Source organism: Streptomyces sp. NBC_00224 (assembly GCF_041435195.1).
Lineage (GTDB): Bacteria > Actinomycetota > Actinomycetes > Streptomycetales > Streptomycetaceae > Streptomyces.
Map to the genome: position 1 here is coordinate 5864999 of NZ_CP108106.1, position 16139 is coordinate 5881137.

A 16139-nucleotide genomic window follows, 5' to 3' on the forward strand; every position below is an offset into this window, starting at 1 on the left:
ATGCTGCTCGAAGTGCGCGACCTCCAGGTCGAGTTCAAGACCAGGGACGGCATCGCCAAGGCCGTCAACGGGGTCACCTACTCGGTGGCGGCCGGGGAGACGCTGGCGGTGCTCGGCGAGTCCGGCTCCGGCAAGTCGGTGACCGCACAGGCCGTGATGGGCATCCTGGACATGCCGCCCGGCCGGATCACCGGCGGCGAGATCGTCTTCCAGGGCCAGGACCTGCTGAAGCTCAAGGAGGACGCGCGGCGCAAGGTGCGCGGCTCCGGGATGGCGATGGTCTTCCAGGACGCGCTGTCCTCGCTCAACCCGGTGCTGAGCGTGGGCGCGCAGCTCGCCGAGATGTTCACCGTGCACAAGGGGATGTCCCGCACCGACGCCAAGGCCAAGGCCGTGGAGCTGATGGACCGGGTGCGGATCCCGGCCGCAAAGGAGCGGGTCGGTCAGTACCCGCACCAGTTCTCCGGCGGTATGCGCCAGCGCATCATGATCGCCATGGCGATGGCCCTGGAGCCCGCGCTGATCATCGCGGACGAGCCGACCACCGCGCTCGACGTGACCGTCCAGGCCCAGGTGATGGATCTGCTCGCGGAGCTCCGGCGCGAGATGAACATGGGGCTGATCCTGATCACCCACGACCTCGGGGTGGTCGCGGACGTCGCGGACCGCATCGCGGTGATGTACGCGGGCCGGATCGTCGAGGAGGCCCCGGTCCACGAGATCTACAAGGCCCCCGCGCACCCGTACACGCGCGGCCTGCTCGACTCGATCCCGCGCCTGGACCAGAAGGGCCAGGAGCTGTACGCGATCAAGGGCCTGCCGCCCAATCTGATGCACATCCCGTCCGGCTGCGCCTTCCATCCGCGCTGCCCGATGGCGCAGGACGTGTGCCGCACGGACGTACCGCCGCTGGCAAACGTCTCCGAGGGCCGCAGAAGCGCGTGCCACTTCTGGAAGGAGTGCCTGAATGGCTGAGGCGATTCTGGAAGTGCGCGACCTGGTCAAGCACTACCCGCTGACCCAGGGCATCCTCTTCAAGAAGCAGGTCGGCGCGGTGAAGGCGGTCGACGGGGTCTCCTTCGACCTGGCGGCCGGCGAGACCCTGGGCATCGTCGGGGAGTCCGGCTGCGGCAAGTCGACGGTCGCCAGGATGCTGGTGAACCTGGAGCGCCCGACGGCGGGCCAGATCAAGTACAAGGGCACCGACATCACCAAGATGTCCGGCAAGGCCCTCAGATCCGTCCGCCGCAACATCCAGATGGTGTTCCAGGACCCGTACACCTCGCTCAACCCGCGGATGACGGTCGGGGACATCATCGGCGAGCCGTACGAGATCCACCCCGAGGTGGCTCCCAAGGGCGACCGGCGCCGCAAGGTGCAGGACCTGCTGGACGTGGTGGGCCTCAACCCGGAGTACATCAACCGGTACCCGCACCAGTTCTCCGGCGGCCAGCGCCAGCGCATCGGCATCGCCCGCGGCCTCGCCCTCCAGCCCGAGATCATCGTGGCGGACGAGCCGGTCTCCGCGCTCGACGTCTCGGTCCAGGCGCAGGTGGTCAACCTCCTGGAACGCCTCCAGAACGAGTTCTCCCTGTCGTACGTCTTCATCGCGCACGACCTGTCGATCGTGCGGCACATCTCGGACCGGGTCGGGGTGATGTACCTGGGCCGGATCGTGGAGATCGGCCGGGACGCCGAGATCTACGACCACCCCACGCACCCGTACACCCAGGCGCTGCTCTCGGCGGTCCCGGTGCCGGACCCGTCCGCGCGCGAGCACCGCGAACGGATCATCCTGACCGGGGATGTGCCGTCCCCGGCGAACATCCCCTCGGGCTGCCGGTTCCGTACGCGCTGCTGGAAGGCGCAGGAGCGCTGCACGCTGGAGGTGCCGGAGCTGGCGGTCCCGGCGGTGTTCCGCCTGGTGGAGGGTCCAGCGCAGCACCCTTCCGCGTGCCACTTCGCGGAGGAGAAGCAGGTGGTTCCACCGGAGTGAGTTTCGGCTGCGGGCCGTGGGTGGCTGGTCGCGCAGTTCCCCGCGCCCCTTATCGGGCCGGTGTTTGTCTGCGGGGTGTGGTGGGTTGCTCGCGCAGTTCCCCGCGCCCCTGAAGGGCTCGGCTTCGCCGTCGCCCTCCGCCCGTACCCCCTAGGGGCGCGGGGAACTGCGCGACCAGCCACGCACGGTCCGCAGACGAAGGTGGACACGCCAGAGCCCGCGTCCGTGGCGTAACGGGGTGTACGGACGCGGGCCCCGCTCCGAAGCGGAGGCACTACGAACTCGGGTCAACGGGCCGTATCCGTCGCCTCCTCGATCGCGGCGAGCGCGGGATCGAGCACGACGTCCTCGCCCCGCGCCGCGACCGTCGGTTCCTCGGGGAAGTGGCACGCGGTCAGATGCCCCTCCCGGTTGCCGTCGAGCCGCACCAGCGGGGGCGTCTCGGTCGCGCAGCGCTCCTGCGCCTTCCAGCACCGCGTACGGAACCGGCACCCCGAAGGCGGGTCGATCGGGGACGGCACGTCACCGGCGAGCCGGATCCGCTCGCGCCCCTCGCCCTCGTCGTCCACCACCGCCTCCGGCACGGCGGAGAGGAGCGCGTGCGTGTACGGGTGGCGGGGCCGGTCGTAGATGGAGGCCCGGTCGCCGATCTCGACGATGCGGCCCAGGTACATCACGGCGACCCGCTGCGAGAAGTGCCGCACGATCGCCAGGTCGTGGGCGACGAACAGGAACGCGATCCCCATCTCCCGCTGGAGGTTCTGGAGCAGGTTGACCACCTGCGCCTGGATCGACACGTCGAGCGCGGAGACCGGCTCGTCCGCCACGATCAGCCGGGGCTTGAGCCCCAACGCCCGTGCCACGCCGATGCGTTGACGCTGCCCGCCGGAGAACTCGTGCGGGAACCGGTTGTAGTGCTCGGGGTTGAGGCCGACGATCTCAAGCAGTTCGCGCACCCGCTTCTCGCGGCCGCCCGGCGGATTGACGCCGTTGACGGCCATCGGGTTGGAGATGATGTCACCGACCGTCTGGCGCGGGTTGAGCGAGGCGAACGGGTCCTGGAAGATCATCTGGATCTCGGACCGGATCGGCGCCAGCTCCTTGCGCGAGGCGTGGCTGATGTCCCGGCCCTCGTAGGTGATGGTGCCCCGGGTCGGTTCGAGCAGCCGGGTGATCAGCCGCCCCGTGGTCGACTTGCCGCACCCCGACTCGCCCACCAGGCCCAGGCTCTCGCCGTGCCCGATGGCGAAGTCGACGCCGTCCACCGCCCGTACGTCCCCGACATGGCGCCTGAGGACGAGCCCGCTGGTGATCGGGAAGTACTTGACGAGCCCGGCCACTTCGAGCAGCGGGGCGGACGGCTCCGGGCCCTCCCCGCCGCCCTGGTCGCGGGGGACCGGAACCTTGGTGAGGCTCAGCTGTTCGCTCATGATGTGTTCTCGACTCCTGGTCGGCCGGTCGGCGGAAGGGTCAGCGACCGGGTCAGCGCAGCCGCGGCCGGATCTGCTCGGTGAAGATGGTCGACTTCTGATCGGGCGTCAGATGGCATGCGGCACCGTGCGGTTCGTCGTCCGGGATCGCCGGGCGCACCGTGCGGCACACACCGCCCGCCACCTGGTCCGGGAAGGCGCACCGCGGATGGAAGGGGCACCCCGGCGGCGGCGCGAGCAGGCTCGGCGGCGCCCCCGGGATCGGCACCAGCGGCAGGTCGACGGGCGAGTCGAGCCGGGGGATCGAGCCGAGCAGCCCCCAGCTGTAGGGGTGGCGGGGCGCGCGCATGATCTCCCGTACCGTGCCGCGCTCCACACAGCGTCCCGCGTACATCACCATCACGTCGTCCGCGGTCTTGGCCACCACACCGAGGTCGTGGGTGATGATGATGATCGCGGAGCCGGTCTCCCGCTGGAGGTCCTTGAGCAGGTCGAGGATCTGCGCCTGGACGGTCACGTCGAGCGCGGTCGTCGGCTCGTCCGCGATGATCAGCTCCGGGTCGCAGACCAGCGCCATCGCGATCATCGCGCGCTGGCGCATCCCGCCCGAGAACTGGTGCGGATAGTCGTCGACCCGCAGCTTGGGCTGCGGGATGCCGACCTTGGTGAGCATCTGGACGGCCCGCTCCCGGGCCTCCTTGCGGGAGGCGCCCATGTGCTTCATGTACGGCTCGGCGATCTGGCGGCCCACCGTGTAGTACGGCGAGAGCGCGGCCAGCGAGTCCTGGAAGATCATCGCCATCTTCTTGCCGCGCAGCTGGGCGAGCCGGCGCTCCGAGGCGCCGGTCAGCTCCTGCCCGTCGAGCAGGATCTCGCCCCGGATCGTGGTGTTGCGCGGGTTGTGCAGGCCGAGGACGGCGAGGTTGGTGACCGACTTGCCGGAGCCCGACTCGCCGACGATGCCCAGCGTCGAGCCGCGCGCCAGGTCGAAGGAGAGCCCGTCGACCGCCTTGACGGTGCCGTCCTCGGTGGCGAAGTGGACGTACAGGTCGCGGACCGAGAGGAAGCCGCGGGACGCGTCGGCGACCGGCTTCGCCTCGGGCTGGCTGAGGGTGCTCACGGACGGTTCTCCTCCGGAGGTTCCTGGGTCCCGGGGTTCCGGGACCGTGAGGGTCGACGCGCTCTCAGGAGAGCCGGATCCGCGGGTCGATGAAGGCGTACGCCATGTCGACGACGATGTTGCAGAGGACGATGATCGTGGCGCCGATGAGCATCACGGCCATCTCCAGCGGCAGGTCGCTGCGGAGCACGGCCTGCACCGAGAGCGAGCCGAGGCCGTGCAGGCCGAAGGTGACCTCGGTGATGATCGCGCCGCCGAGCACCGCGCTGAGGTCGACGCCGAAGATGGTGATGACGGTGGCCATCGCGCCGCGCAGCGCGTACCGCAGGAAGACGTAGCGCGAGCTCATGCCCTTGGCGCGGGCCGCGCGGATATGGTCCTCCGACATCTGCTCGACCATCAACGACCGGGTCTGGCGGCTGTAGTTGGACCAGAAGATCACCGACAGGATCAGACAGGGCAGCAGCAGCCCCGACACCGAACCGGCCGGGTCGCTGGTCCAGTTCGGGTCGTGGCCGCGGTCGAACAGGCCCAGCTTGGTGGAGAGCAGCAGGATGGCGATCGGGCCGATGAAGTAGATCTGCACGGACTGGCCGAGCAGCGAGGCCGCGCTCGCGATCCGGTCGAAGAGCTTGCCCTGCTGCCAGGCGGAGACGAGGCCGAGGCCGACGCCGACGGTCAGGAAGATCGCGGCGCCGCCGACGCCCAGCGAGAGCGTCGTGGGATAGCGGTCGGAGATGGTGGTCCACACCAGCTGCTGGTCGGCGAAGGAGTAGCCGAAGCAGGGCGCCGGGCAGTGCCCGACGGGCATGTCGCGCCCGGCGAAGATGCCCACCATGAAGTGCCAGTACTGGACCCAGATCGGATGGTCGAGTCCGAGGTTCTTGCGGATCAGGGCGACGTTCTGCGCGTCGCAGTTCTTGCCGCAGGAGAGCAGCGCGGGGTCGGAGGGCAGGAAGAAGAAGAGGAAGTACGTGATGGCGCTGATCAGCAGCAGGATGACCGCGGCGCCGAGCAGTCGTCGCACAAGGAAGCGGAGCATCGGACTCTTCCGTCTGTATGCGGTCCCCGGCCCGTGAGGCGGGCCGGGGACCGGGCCGCCACTGCTACTGCTTCACGAAGATGGTGCTCGGGTTGATGGTCCCGAAGACCTGGTTGTAGGTGACGCCGCCGAGGCCGTCGCCGTGCAGGTTGAAGTACTTGTCGTAGATGAACGGGATCTGCGACGTGTCGGTCTGCAGCACGTACTCGGAGAGCTTGCGCCACTCGTCGTTCTGCTTGCCGATGTCGGTGAGCGCCATGATCCGGTCGATCTCGGAGTTCACCTTCGGGTCGTTCAGGAACGCGTAGTTGTTGGTGCCGTCCTGGAGGTTGCGGCCGTCCATGGTCGGCGGGACCACCGTCGAGGCGCTCGGCCAGTCGGCGCCCCAGCCGGTGCGGTAGATGTCGTACGGCGTGTTCACCTTGCCGACCACCGTGTAGTACGAGGTCGGGTCGATGGCCTTGCGCTCCACCTGGAAGCCGGCCTTCTCCAGCGCCTTCTGCAGGGTCAGCGAGACGGCCTGCCAGCGCGGGGTGTTGGCGTACGCGTAGGAGAGCTTGACCGGGGTGGTGATCCCGGCCTCCTTCAGGAGCGCCTTGGCCTTCTCCGGGTCGCCCATGGGCTTGGCGAGCTTGCCGAACGGGTCGAACTTCGCCCAGCCGGCCACCGTCGGGCTGATCAGCGTGGTGCCGAGCTCACCCTGTGCGCCGCCGCCGAAGGCCTGCTGGACCTGCTGCATCGGGAAGGCGTACATGATCGCCTGGCGGACCTTGGGGTTGGTGATCCGCTTGGTGTTGATGTTCATGACCTCGACGTACGGCTGGTACTCGTTGACCGTCCGCGACTTGTACTGCGAGTCCGTCGTCAGCGTCTGCATCTTCGACGGGTCGGCGGAGCCGGACATGTTCACGGCGTACTTGTCGGGCCCGGACTGGGCGGCCATCCGGTTGGTGAGGCCCGGCTCGCCGATCCCGAGCTGGAACTCCCACCTGTCGGGGTAGGCGTTGCGGATCGGGTCGCTCTTGGGGTCCCAGTTGGTGTTGCGCACGAAGGACAGCGACTTGCCCGGCTTGTAGTCCGCGATCTTGTACGGGCCGGCGGCGACCGGGTGGTTGTTGTACTTCTGCTTGTCGTCCTTGGCCTTGGGCACCGGCGACACGTTCGGCATCGACATCGCGTACGGGGCGTCCGCGTGCGCTTCCTTGAAGTGGAAGACGAGGGTCTTGTCGTTGGGCGTCGCCAGGACCGTGTCGGGCAGCTCCTTGCCGTCGTACGGGCCCTTGTAGGCCTTGCGGTAGTCGACGCCGAGCATCCACTTCTGGACGTACTGCGGGCCCTGCGTCTGGTAGTCCGCGAAGAGCCGCTCGATGCCGTACTTGAGGTCCTTGGACGTGATCGGCGTGCCGTCCTCGAACTTCAGGTTGTCCTTGAGCGTGTACGTCCAGGTCTTGGCGCCGTCCGACGAGGTGCCGGTGTCGGTGGCGAGGTCGCCGACCAGAATCGTTTTGCCGGTCTTGGCGTCGATCTTGTAGCCGGTCAGTGAGCGGTTGTAGAGCAGCTGCAGCGAGAGCATGTCGCTGACGTACTGCTGGCCCGGGTCCAGATAGTCGAAGCCCGCCTGGTCCAGGTCATAGGCCGTACCCCCCGGCTTGGCCCCCTCGACGGGCACCGCCGGGCCGGTGGAGTCGGCCTTGGAGCCGATGCCGAAGTTCTGCACCGACGCTTTCTTGCCGTCGTCCGAGGGTTTCTTTCCATCGTCGGCCCCGCCGCTGCTGCACGCAGCAGACAGTGTCAAAGCCCCCACCGCCAGAAACGCGGAGGCGTAGCGCGCCTTGCGAATTCTCATTGATTCCTGCCTGTCAGGATGTGGAAGGTTCAGCGGACGGTCTTGGGGTCGAGTGCGTCCCGGACCGAATCCCCGAGCAGGTTGAAGGCGACGACGAAGATCAGCATCGCGATGCCGGGGAAGAACATGAAGGTGACGTCGGACTCGAAGTACGAGGCGCCCGACTGGAAAAGCAGCCCCCAGTCCGGGGTCGGTGGCTGGATACCGACGCCCAGAAAGGAAAGTCCCGCCTCCGCGGTGACATTGGCCGGGAGCAGGAGTGTGGCCTGAACGAGGACGGTCGACCAGATGTTCGGCAGGACTTCTTTGCGGATGATCCGCCAGTTCGAGGCGCCGCTGAGTCTGGCCGCCTCGATGAACTCGCGCTCCCGCAGCGAAAGCACCTGGGCCCGCACGAGCCGGCCCACCACCATCCACCCGAGCAGGAACTGCACCAGGATCAGCGCCACGATCCGCACGTACGTGGGCTCCTCGTCCCGGGGCGAGACGAACAGCGCCACGATCACCGGGGTGAAGGCGATGAAGAACAACTGCTGGGGGAACGACAGCATCAGGTCCGAGAACCGGCCCAGGAAGTAGTCGACCTTGCCGTGCAGATAGCCCTGGACCAGGCCGATCAGCACCCCGGTGGCGACCGAGACCACGGTGACCGCCAGCGAGATGAACAGCGAGGTCCGGATCCCGTAGATCAGCAGCGTGAACACATCGCGGCCCAGGTTCGGTTCGACGCCGAACCAGAAGTCGCCGTCGATGCCGCCGTTGGGCTTCAGCGGAATGCCGTAGCTGTTCAGCAGTCCGCGGTCCTGCCCGTAGAGCTGATAGGGATCTTTTCCGTACAGCTTCGCGATCAAGGGTGCCGCGAAGGCGACGAGAATGAAGGCGAGCACCGTGACGGCACAGGCGATGCCCACCCGGTCGCGTTTGAATCGCGCCCATGCGAGGCGGCCGGGAGAGCGTCCAATGAGTTCGGTCGCCGTCAGTCCCGTGCCCGTGCCCGAATCCCCGCCAGGCGGAAGGGGATCAGTTGGTTCTGTGGCGGCCTGGGTTGAACTCGTCATCGCGCATAGCCCCCGCACCGAGAGAGTCGAACGGCGCCCGAAGGCGTCATTGATTGACCGGAACATTCATGGGCCCGGCCTTGTGCGTCAAGAGGTTTGAGCATGCTGGTGTGTGATCACGAAAGAACTTGGCACAAGATTTCGCACATCGAGGCGACTGCGTGCTTGACAGGGCGGTGGAGCGGGCGACATGACTCCATAAATGCCCATCAATTTCGTTAACAAGCAGGCAACTTGACTGACGCAACACCGATATACGAACGCGCCACGCTGAACACCGTACGGCCGTGCGGGTGCCGTAGGCCGGCCGGGGCGGCCAAGTCGCCCCGGCCGGCCGCCCCCGGCCCGCCCGGGCCACGCACCCCTCTTGTCCATCCGAGCACCGCGGGTGGAGGATTCGCCCGAGCAGGCGCTCGCCACGCCAACCGGGGGGACGGCAAGGGGCATGACGCAGCCACAGACACTCACGGCCGGAGCCCGGCTGACCGGTGCCGTCCTGTGCGCCTTCCTCGCGCTGCTCACGGCCGCCTGGATCGCCCGCGACATCCACGCCGCCCGCAGCCTGCCCGACCTCTGGTGGTTCTGGACCGGCGCGCCCAAGCACCGCGGCGGCACCCCGCTGACCACCGGCGTCCTCGACCCCGTCCTGCTCGTCGTCTACGCGGTGGCGGCCGCGGTCGTGCCCCGCTCACCGGCCGCCGCGGCCGTGCTGAGCTGCGTCGGCGCCGTCACCGCGGCGCTGCGGGTGTCCTCCCTGTGGGTGCTCCACGACGACTGGACGGACTCGACCGCCCTGCACGATCTGCACCGGCGGGCGCTGCTCAGCACCTTCGCGGCGCTGGCGGCCGGGCTCGCCCTGGTGATCACGGCCGCCGCCGGACGCAGACCCGACCCCGCCCCCGGCCCGAGGCCGCAGTCCAGGCCCGGCGCGGGCGCCGGGATCACCGCGTTCCTGCTGCTCGGCGCGGCCGGTCTGGTGGCGGTGGCCTGGGAGATCTACTGGGCCGTGGAACTGTCCGGGGAGCAGTACAAGGCGCGGTTCACCGGCAAGCACCTGCCGCTGCTCTGGATGCCCGGCGGCTGGGTGGCCGTCGTCCTCGTGGTGATCGCGCTGACGGCCGCGGGCGGCGGACTGGCACGGGCCGTTCACGTACGGCCGCTCGGTCTGGTGGCGGCCGCCGTCCTCACCGCCTCCGGCGCCATCGGGCTCGGTCTGTCCGTACGGTTCGAACTGCTCGACCACTTCGGGGACCTGGAGACCGGCGCCCAGCTTCAGGTGCTGACGTGGTTCTTCCAACTGGCCGCCGGTATCGCCCTGATCCCGGTGCTCGCCCGGCGCGGCCCCGAGGACCCGGCGGGCGCGCCCGGGGCGCCGTGGGCAGCGCAGTCACCGCCGTACGCGCCCTACTCGCCCCCGGCGCCGCAGGACGGCCACGGCGGCGGCTTCGGCCCGCCGCCCCCGGGCTACGGGCCGCCCCCGCCGCCCTCCTCGCCGCCGCCGGGCTGGTGAGACCGGCGGGCGGCGGGGAGCGGGGGTCAGATCCCCAACGAGCGCTTCAGGAAGTCCACTTGGAGCAGCAGCAGATTCTCCGCCACCTGCTCCTGCGGGGTCATATGGGTCACGCCCGTGAGCGGCAGCACCTCATGGGGGCGGCCGGCGGCCAGCAGGGCCGAGGAGAGCCGCAGGGTGTGTGCGGCCACCACATTGTCGTCCGCCAGACCGTGGATGATCATCAACGGCCGGTGCTGCTCGGCCGGTTGGGACAGACCGGAGTCGGTGACCAGCGAGTTCGCCTCGTACACCGAGGGGCTGCCCTGCGGGTCGCCGAGATAGCGCTCGGTGTAGTGGGTGTCGTAGAGCCGCCAGTCGGTCACCGGCGCGCCCGCGATCCCCGCGTGGAAGACGTCGGGCCGGCGCAGCACCGCGAGCGCCGACAGGTAGCCGCCGAAGGACCAGCCGCGCATCGCCACCCGGCCCAGATCGAGCGGGAAGGTGCCCGCGAGGCCGTGCAGCGCCTCGATCTGGTCGTCCAGGGTGAGCGTGAAGTCGTCCCGGATCGCCTTCTCCCAGCCGGGGGAGCGGCCGGGGGCGCCGCGCCCGTCGGCCACGATCACCGCGAACCCCTGGTCCGCGAACCACTGCGAGGTGAGATGGGCGTTGTGCGCGGCGTGGACGCGCGCGCCGTGGGGGCCGCCGTAGGGGTCCATCAGCACAGGAAGGGGACCGTCCGATTCCGAGTAATCGGCGGGGAGCAGTACGGCGCATGGGATGCGGCGTGCGCCCCCTTCGGTCAGCCGGACCCTGGCCGTGAGCACCGGAGTCTCCGCGTACGAGTCGACCACCGCGACCGTCTTGCCGTCCCGTTCCACCCGGACCGTGGTGCCCGGGCTGTCCGGACGGGCCGAAGTGAGAACCGTCACCGGTCCGCCCCGGACCGCCGAGTGCACCCCGACACCCTCCGAAACCCGCTCGATACCCAACTCGTTGACCCGGTACACATGGATCTCTCCGGTTTCGGGAGCACGGGCCGCCTCGCCGGCCGACGCCGAGACCAGGATGTCGTCGGCTCCGATGTCGAGCACGGCCCGGATCTGCAACTGCCCTCCGGTCAGCGGACGGTCGCCCGCCGCCAGCACGCGCGCCCCGCCCTCGTCCGCGATCCGCACCAGCCGTCCGTCCGGCGCCCAGGCCGGGACGCCGGGGAAAAGATCGAGCCACACCGCGTCCTCGTCCGCGTGGACCGTCCGGGTCTTCCCGGACGCGGTGTCGACCGTCAAATGCAGCTGCACCCGCTGGTCCCGGGCCTGCACCAGGAGCAGCGGGGCGCCCGCCGCCGACCAGTGCACCCGCGCCAGGTACGGGTAGCGCTCCCGGTCCCAGACGACCTCGGTCCGGGAGCCGTCGAGCCCGTACCGGAACAGCCGCACCTCGGCGTTGGGCGTGCCCGCCGCCGGATACGCGACCCGCTGCGGCTCACGGTCGGGGTGGGCGGGGTCGGAGATCCACCAGCGCCGCACGGGGCTCTCGTCCACCCGCGCCACCAGGAGCGCGTCCCCGTCCGGCGACCACCAGTAACCCCGCGGGCGCTCCATCTCCTCGGCCGCGATGAACTCCGCGAGCCCATAGGTGACCTCGGGCGACTCCGGCTCGGCCAGCGCCCGGTCGCCCTCGCCGTCCGCCCCGGTGACCCGCAGGACGCCCCGCGCCACATAGGCGACGAGCCGTCCGTCGGGCGAGGGCCTCGGGTCGATCACCGGGCCGGGAACGGGCAGTTCACGGGTGGTCCCGGCCCGCAGCTCGGCCGTGAACAGCCGGCCCGAGAGGGCGAACGCGGCCAGCTCCACCGCCGCGTCCGTCGCATAGCCGACGATGCCCGCCGCGCCCTCGCGGCTGCGCTCGCGCCGCGCCTTCTCCTGCTCCGACAGCTCCTCACAGGCTCCGCCGAGGAGCGCCCGGGGGTCGGCCGCGAGCCGTTCGCGCGCGCCGTCCTCCAGATCGAGCACCCAGAGGCTGTTGGCCGGATCCGTACCCCCAGGTGCCCTCAGAAAGGCCACCCGGCTGCCGTCGGGGGCCACCGTGAAGGCGCGGGGCGCACCGAGCGTGAAGCGCTGGGTCCTGGCGTACTGACGGGGAAACGAGGTCTTCCCAGGGGCAATTGAGGTCATGGAGGGAACCTAGCGGCACCCGTCCGCACCTGCTCGTACGTGGGGGGTGTGCGCCCCTTGTGCGCCCGTGCACCGATCAATGCGTTCCGTCGGATAGTTATGATCCATAGTGGGGGGTGGGTATGACTCTGCATGCCCCCTGACACGCTGCTCTGCCCCTACCGACTGGCTCTTCCCGACCGACAGATGGAGGTGAACCGCCGTGGCACTCTCGATTTCGGCGGTGGTGCTGCTGGCGATCATCGTCTTCCTGCTGGTCAGGAAGTCCGGGCTGAAGGCCGGACACGCGGTGGTCTGCACTCTGCTCGGGTTCTACCTCGCCAGCTCGTCCATGGCACCCACCATCAACGACCTCACCACCAACGTCGCGGGCATGATCAGCGACATCAAGTTCTGACGCGCCCCGGCACGGCCGGGGGATCCGGGGCATGCCGCCGTGCGGCATGCCTCGTAGGCTGTCCCGTATGACGGATCTCCCCGCCCGGCGGCTGCTCCTGGTGCACGCCCACCCCGACGACGAGTCGATCAACAACGGCGCCACCATGGCCCGCTACGCCGCCGAAGGCGCGCTGGTCACGCTGGTGACCTGCACCCTCGGTGAGGAGGGCGAGGTCATCCCGGCCGAACTGGCGCACCTCGCCGCCGACCGGGACGACCGCCTCGGCGCCCACCGCGTCGGCGAACTCGCCGCCGCGATGAAGGAGCTCGGGGTCACCGACCACCGCTTCCTCGGCGGCCCCGGCCGCTTCCGCGACTCCGGGATGATGGGTGTGGAGCAGAACCGCCGCGAGGGCGCCTTCTGGAACACCGACGTGGACGACGCGGCCCCCCATCTGGTCGAGGTGATCCGTGAAGTCCGCCCGCAGGTCCTGGTGACGTACGACCCCGACGGCGGCTACGGTCACCCCGACCACATCCAGGCCCACCGGGTGGCGATGCGCGCCGCCGAACTGGCCGCCGAACCCGGTCACCGCCCCGACCTCGGCGAGCCGCACACCATCGCCAAGCTCTACTGGAACCGGGTGCCGCGCTCGGTGGCCGAGGAAGGCTTCGCCCGGCTGCGCGCCGCCGGGGTCTCCTTCACCGGGGTCGCCGACGTCGGCGACATCCCGGGCGTCGTCGAGGACGCCCGGATCACGGCCGAGATCGACGGCGCCGCCCACGCCGAGGCCAAGGCCGCCGCGATGCGCGCACACGTCACCCAGATCTCCGTGGACGGCCCGTTCTTCGCGCTCTCCAACGACCTGGGCCAGCCGCTCTTCTCCGTCGAGTACTACGAGTTGGTCGACGGCGAGTCCGGGGCCCCGGCCGGCGAGCGCGAGCACGACCTGTTCGCCGGGCTGGACGCGTGATGAGCACTTCGTCCCGTACGTCCGGTCCGTCCGTCAACTCCCGTACGGCGGGCGCCCGCCCGGGGCGGATCGCCGCCTTCGCGGCCCTCTTCGTTCTCGGCGCGCTCACCGGGGTCGCGGGCGCGCTCGTCCAAGCCGCCTGGTTCCCCGGCGGGTTGCTGCTCTCGCTGGCCGCCGCGGCCGGACTCTTCTGGGCCGGTACGGCCCTGACGGGCAGCCGGGCCGGGGTCGGGGCGCCCGGCGCCGGATGGCTGGTGGCCGTGCTGTTCCTGACCACCACGCGGCCCGAGGGCGACTTCGTCTTCGGCGTGGGGCTGGGCTCGTACGTCTTCCTGCTCGGCGGGATGGTCGCGGCTGTGATCTGTGCCACGATCGGCGGCCTGGTGCAACCACCCCGTGATTCGGTCCGACTTGGCAAGTGACGTGCGCGGTCGCGGCGGCGCAGTACAGGGTGTGGTGCCCTGCTTTCCCGGGCCGTCCCGTGCTTGTCGACGGCGGCCAGTATGGTGGTGCGCGCCGCCGAGCCACCCGCACAGAGGAAAACGAGACAAGAGCGGGTGGTGGAGCCGATCGGGAGAGAACCTGCCTTGAGTCGTGAAACTGACAGTTCGACCTCCGGCCCCCAGGGGCGCGGCGGAGCTGCGTACCCGTCGGGTACCCCGCCGTACGGAACGCCGCACTCTCCGGCGCACGACGCCCCGGAAGCCGCCGTCGCCCAGCCGGACGAGCCCAAGACCGAGACCACGCTGACGACGCGTATCCGGATCAACATCCCCGGGTCCCGGCCCATCCCGCCGGTCGTGATGAGAACGCCTGTGAGCGACGCCGACAAGGCGTCCGCCGCCGCCGAGAGCGAGCGTGCTCAGGCCGCCGAGGCGGAGGAGGCGGCCGCGGCCGCCGCGCCCGCGGCCGAGGAGAAGCCGGCCAGCGACTGGTTCGCGCCCCGCAAGGCGGGCTCCGGTGCGACCCCGCCGTCCGGCACCCCGCGCCAGAACCTCCCGTACTTCTCGGACGGCCCGCAGGGCGCGCCCGCCGACGGCTCGACCACGGGCGCGTTCGCGCGGCCGGGGAGCAACGGCGGCGGCCCCGACAGCAACGGCGCCAACGGCTTCGCAGCCGGTGGACCCGACGCCATGGGCGACAACGGCTTCCGGCCCGGTACGGCCGCGGCCAACGGCTCGGCCCGCTCCGCCCTCGCCGGGAACGGCGGCCCCGCCGGGCCCACCACCGGCCCGGTCACCGGCACCGCCGCGCTGCCCACCCGCCCGGTCGGCAGCCGCAAGGGCCAGCAGCGGCTCGGCGGCGCGCCGGGCGGCCCGCAGGGCACCCCGAGCCACGGGACCCCGGTCCTGGGCGCGCAGGGCGTGCGGCCCGGGCCCGTGGCGCCGCCCGTGCCCCAGATGTCCGACGACACGGCGATCCTGACCCCGCAGGCCCCGGCCCCGGTGCCGGGCGCCGGGGGCGGTGGGGTGAATCCGCCGCCGCCGAGCCATGTCTCCGGGGACACGCTGACCAGCGGGATCCCGGTCGTACCGACGGACAACCGCTCCCCGTTCGCGCCCGGCGGCGCGGGTCCCGACCTCACGCCGCGGCTGCCGGACGGGCCGCGCCCCGCGGAGGAGCCGCCCGCCCCGGCCCGTACGAGCTCGCCCGCGCCCGCCAAGAAGAAGGGCCGCTCCAAGCTGGTCCTGCTCGGCGTCGCGGCCTTCGCCCTGGCCGGTGTCGCTTACGGCGCGGGTCTGCTGCTCAACCACTCCGAGGTCCCCAAGGGCACCACGGTCCTGGGCGTCGACATCGGCGGCGGCACCAAGGAGCAGGCCGTCGCCAAGCTCGACGCCAAGCTCGGCAAGCGCGCGGCCCAGCCGCTGCGGCTCTCCGTCGACGGCAAGAAGGAGACGCTCGCGCCCGACAAGGCGGGCCTCGCCCTGGACAGCCAGGCGACTGTGCGCAACGCGGCGGGCAGCGACTACAACCCGGTCTCCGTCATCTCCTCCCTCTTCGGCGGCAAGCGCGTCGCCGAGCCGGTCATCCCGGTCGACGAGGAGAAGCTGGGCGTGGCGCTGACCGACCTGGCGGGCGCCTCGGGCTCGGCGGTGGAGGGCACGATCAAGTTCGTCCCGGGCAAGGCCGTGGCCGTACCCGGCAAGGCGGGCAAGAGCCTTGACGTCAACCGCTCGACGATCTCGGTCAAGGACGCGTACCGGGCACAGGTAGAGACGGGCAGGCCCAACGAGGTGCGGCTGCCGGTCACCGGGCGCCAGCCGACCATCACCCAGGCCGAGATCGACCGGGCGATGAACGAGTTCGCCAAGCCCGCGATGTCCGGTCTGATCAGCGTCAAGGCGGGCGGCAAGCGCATCGACTTCGGCCCGGTGAAGTCGCTCCCGAAGATCCTTTCCATGAAGCCGATCGAGGGCAAGCTGGTCGAGGTCTACGACAAGAAGGCGATCGAGCAGCTCATGGGCAGCACCTTCAACGGCGTGATGATCATGAAGGGTGACGGCCAGAAGCATCAGCTGACGTCCGACGACGTGGCCAAGGCGATGCAGGGTGCCCTGCGCGGCAAGACCTCGGCGGAGCGCAGCGTGACGATCGATCTGAACCCGAGCTGACCTGCGCTTCTGTTCAC

Annotated in this window: 13 protein-coding genes; 7 read left to right on the plus strand and 6 right to left on the minus strand. The window is 70.4% G+C overall.

Going from position 1 to position 16139, the window contains the following annotated elements; translation table 11 throughout:
* Both OG965_RS26265 and OG965_RS26270 read left to right on the plus strand, forming a co-directional pair.
* Positions 1–975 (plus strand): ABC transporter ATP-binding protein, encoded by a 975-nt coding sequence (locus OG965_RS26265; RefSeq protein WP_371654515.1) that lies wholly within the window; start codon positions 1–3, stop codon positions 973–975.
* On the plus strand, positions 968–1996 hold the full coding sequence (locus OG965_RS26270) for an ABC transporter ATP-binding protein (RefSeq protein ID WP_371654516.1): 1029 nt from the start codon (positions 968–970) through the stop codon (positions 1994–1996). Before OG965_RS26265 ends, OG965_RS26270 begins: the two co-directional genes overlap by 8 nt.
* A gap of 287 nt (positions 1997–2283) precedes the next feature.
* On the opposite strand, the gene OG965_RS26275 is transcribed toward OG965_RS26270, so the two are convergent.
* The 5 genes from OG965_RS26275 to OG965_RS26295 all read right to left on the minus strand — a co-directional run bounded on the left by OG965_RS26275 (position 2284) and on the right by OG965_RS26295 (position 8492).
* Entirely contained in the window at positions 2284–3426 is a 1143-nt protein-coding gene (locus OG965_RS26275) for an ABC transporter ATP-binding protein (RefSeq protein ID WP_371654517.1), read from the minus strand.
* A 52-nt stretch (positions 3427–3478) separates the two neighbouring features.
* The gene (locus tag OG965_RS26280) at positions 3479–4546 is read right to left on the minus strand and encodes an ABC transporter ATP-binding protein (RefSeq protein WP_371654518.1); all 1068 of its coding nucleotides are present in this window, start codon (positions 4544–4546) and stop codon (positions 3479–3481) included.
* A gap of 64 nt (positions 4547–4610) precedes the next feature.
* Positions 4611–5588 carry an ABC transporter permease gene (locus OG965_RS26285; protein ID WP_371654519.1) on the minus strand — a complete coding sequence of 326 codons (978 nt, stop codon included), beginning with the start codon at positions 5586–5588 and terminating at the stop codon, positions 4611–4613.
* Positions 5589–5652: 64 nt separating this feature from the next.
* A complete protein-coding gene (locus tag OG965_RS26290; RefSeq protein WP_371654520.1) occupies positions 5653–7305 on the minus strand; it encodes an ABC transporter substrate-binding protein in 1653 nt (550 codons plus the stop codon).
* Between the two features lie 158 nt (positions 7306–7463).
* Entirely contained in the window at positions 7464–8492 is a 1029-nt protein-coding gene (locus OG965_RS26295; RefSeq protein WP_371654521.1) for an ABC transporter permease, read from the minus strand.
* A 445-nt stretch (positions 8493–8937) separates the two neighbouring features.
* Here OG965_RS26295 and OG965_RS26300 point away from each other — a divergent pair, with 445 nt between their 5' ends.
* The gene (locus OG965_RS26300) at positions 8938–10002 is read left to right on the plus strand and encodes a hypothetical protein (RefSeq protein ID WP_371654522.1); all 1065 of its coding nucleotides are present in this window, start codon (positions 8938–8940) and stop codon (positions 10000–10002) included.
* Positions 10003–10028: 26 nt separating this feature from the next.
* Here the strand turns inward: OG965_RS26300 and OG965_RS26305 are convergent, their stop codons facing one another.
* Positions 10029–12158: a prolyl oligopeptidase family serine peptidase gene (locus tag OG965_RS26305; protein WP_371654523.1), complete on the minus strand. Its 2130-nt coding sequence runs from the start codon at positions 12156–12158 to the stop codon at positions 10029–10031.
* Positions 12159–12360: 202 nt separating this feature from the next.
* Here OG965_RS26305 and OG965_RS26310 point away from each other — a divergent pair, with 202 nt between their 5' ends.
* The 4 genes from OG965_RS26310 (at position 12361) to OG965_RS26325 (ending at position 16122) form a co-directional block, all read left to right on the plus strand.
* Positions 12361–12555, plus strand: coding sequence for a hypothetical protein (locus OG965_RS26310; protein WP_371654524.1), 195 nt, complete (start codon positions 12361–12363; stop codon positions 12553–12555).
* Positions 12556–12622: 67 nt separating this feature from the next.
* Complete coding sequence (mshB, locus tag OG965_RS26315; RefSeq protein ID WP_371654525.1) at positions 12623–13510, plus strand: N-acetyl-1-D-myo-inositol-2-amino-2-deoxy-alpha-D-glucopyranoside deacetylase; 888 nt, start codon at positions 12623–12625, stop codon at positions 13508–13510.
* A complete protein-coding gene (locus OG965_RS26320) occupies positions 13510–13932 on the plus strand; it encodes a DUF6113 family protein (protein ID WP_371654526.1) in 423 nt (140 codons plus the stop codon). The genes mshB and OG965_RS26320 overlap by 1 nt, the downstream gene beginning before the upstream one ends.
* Positions 13933–14097: 165 nt before the next feature.
* Positions 14098–16122, plus strand: a complete 2025-nt coding sequence (locus OG965_RS26325) for a hypothetical protein (RefSeq protein WP_371654527.1) — start codon at positions 14098–14100, stop codon at positions 16120–16122.
* The last annotated feature ends 17 nt before the right edge of the window (positions 16123–16139 follow it).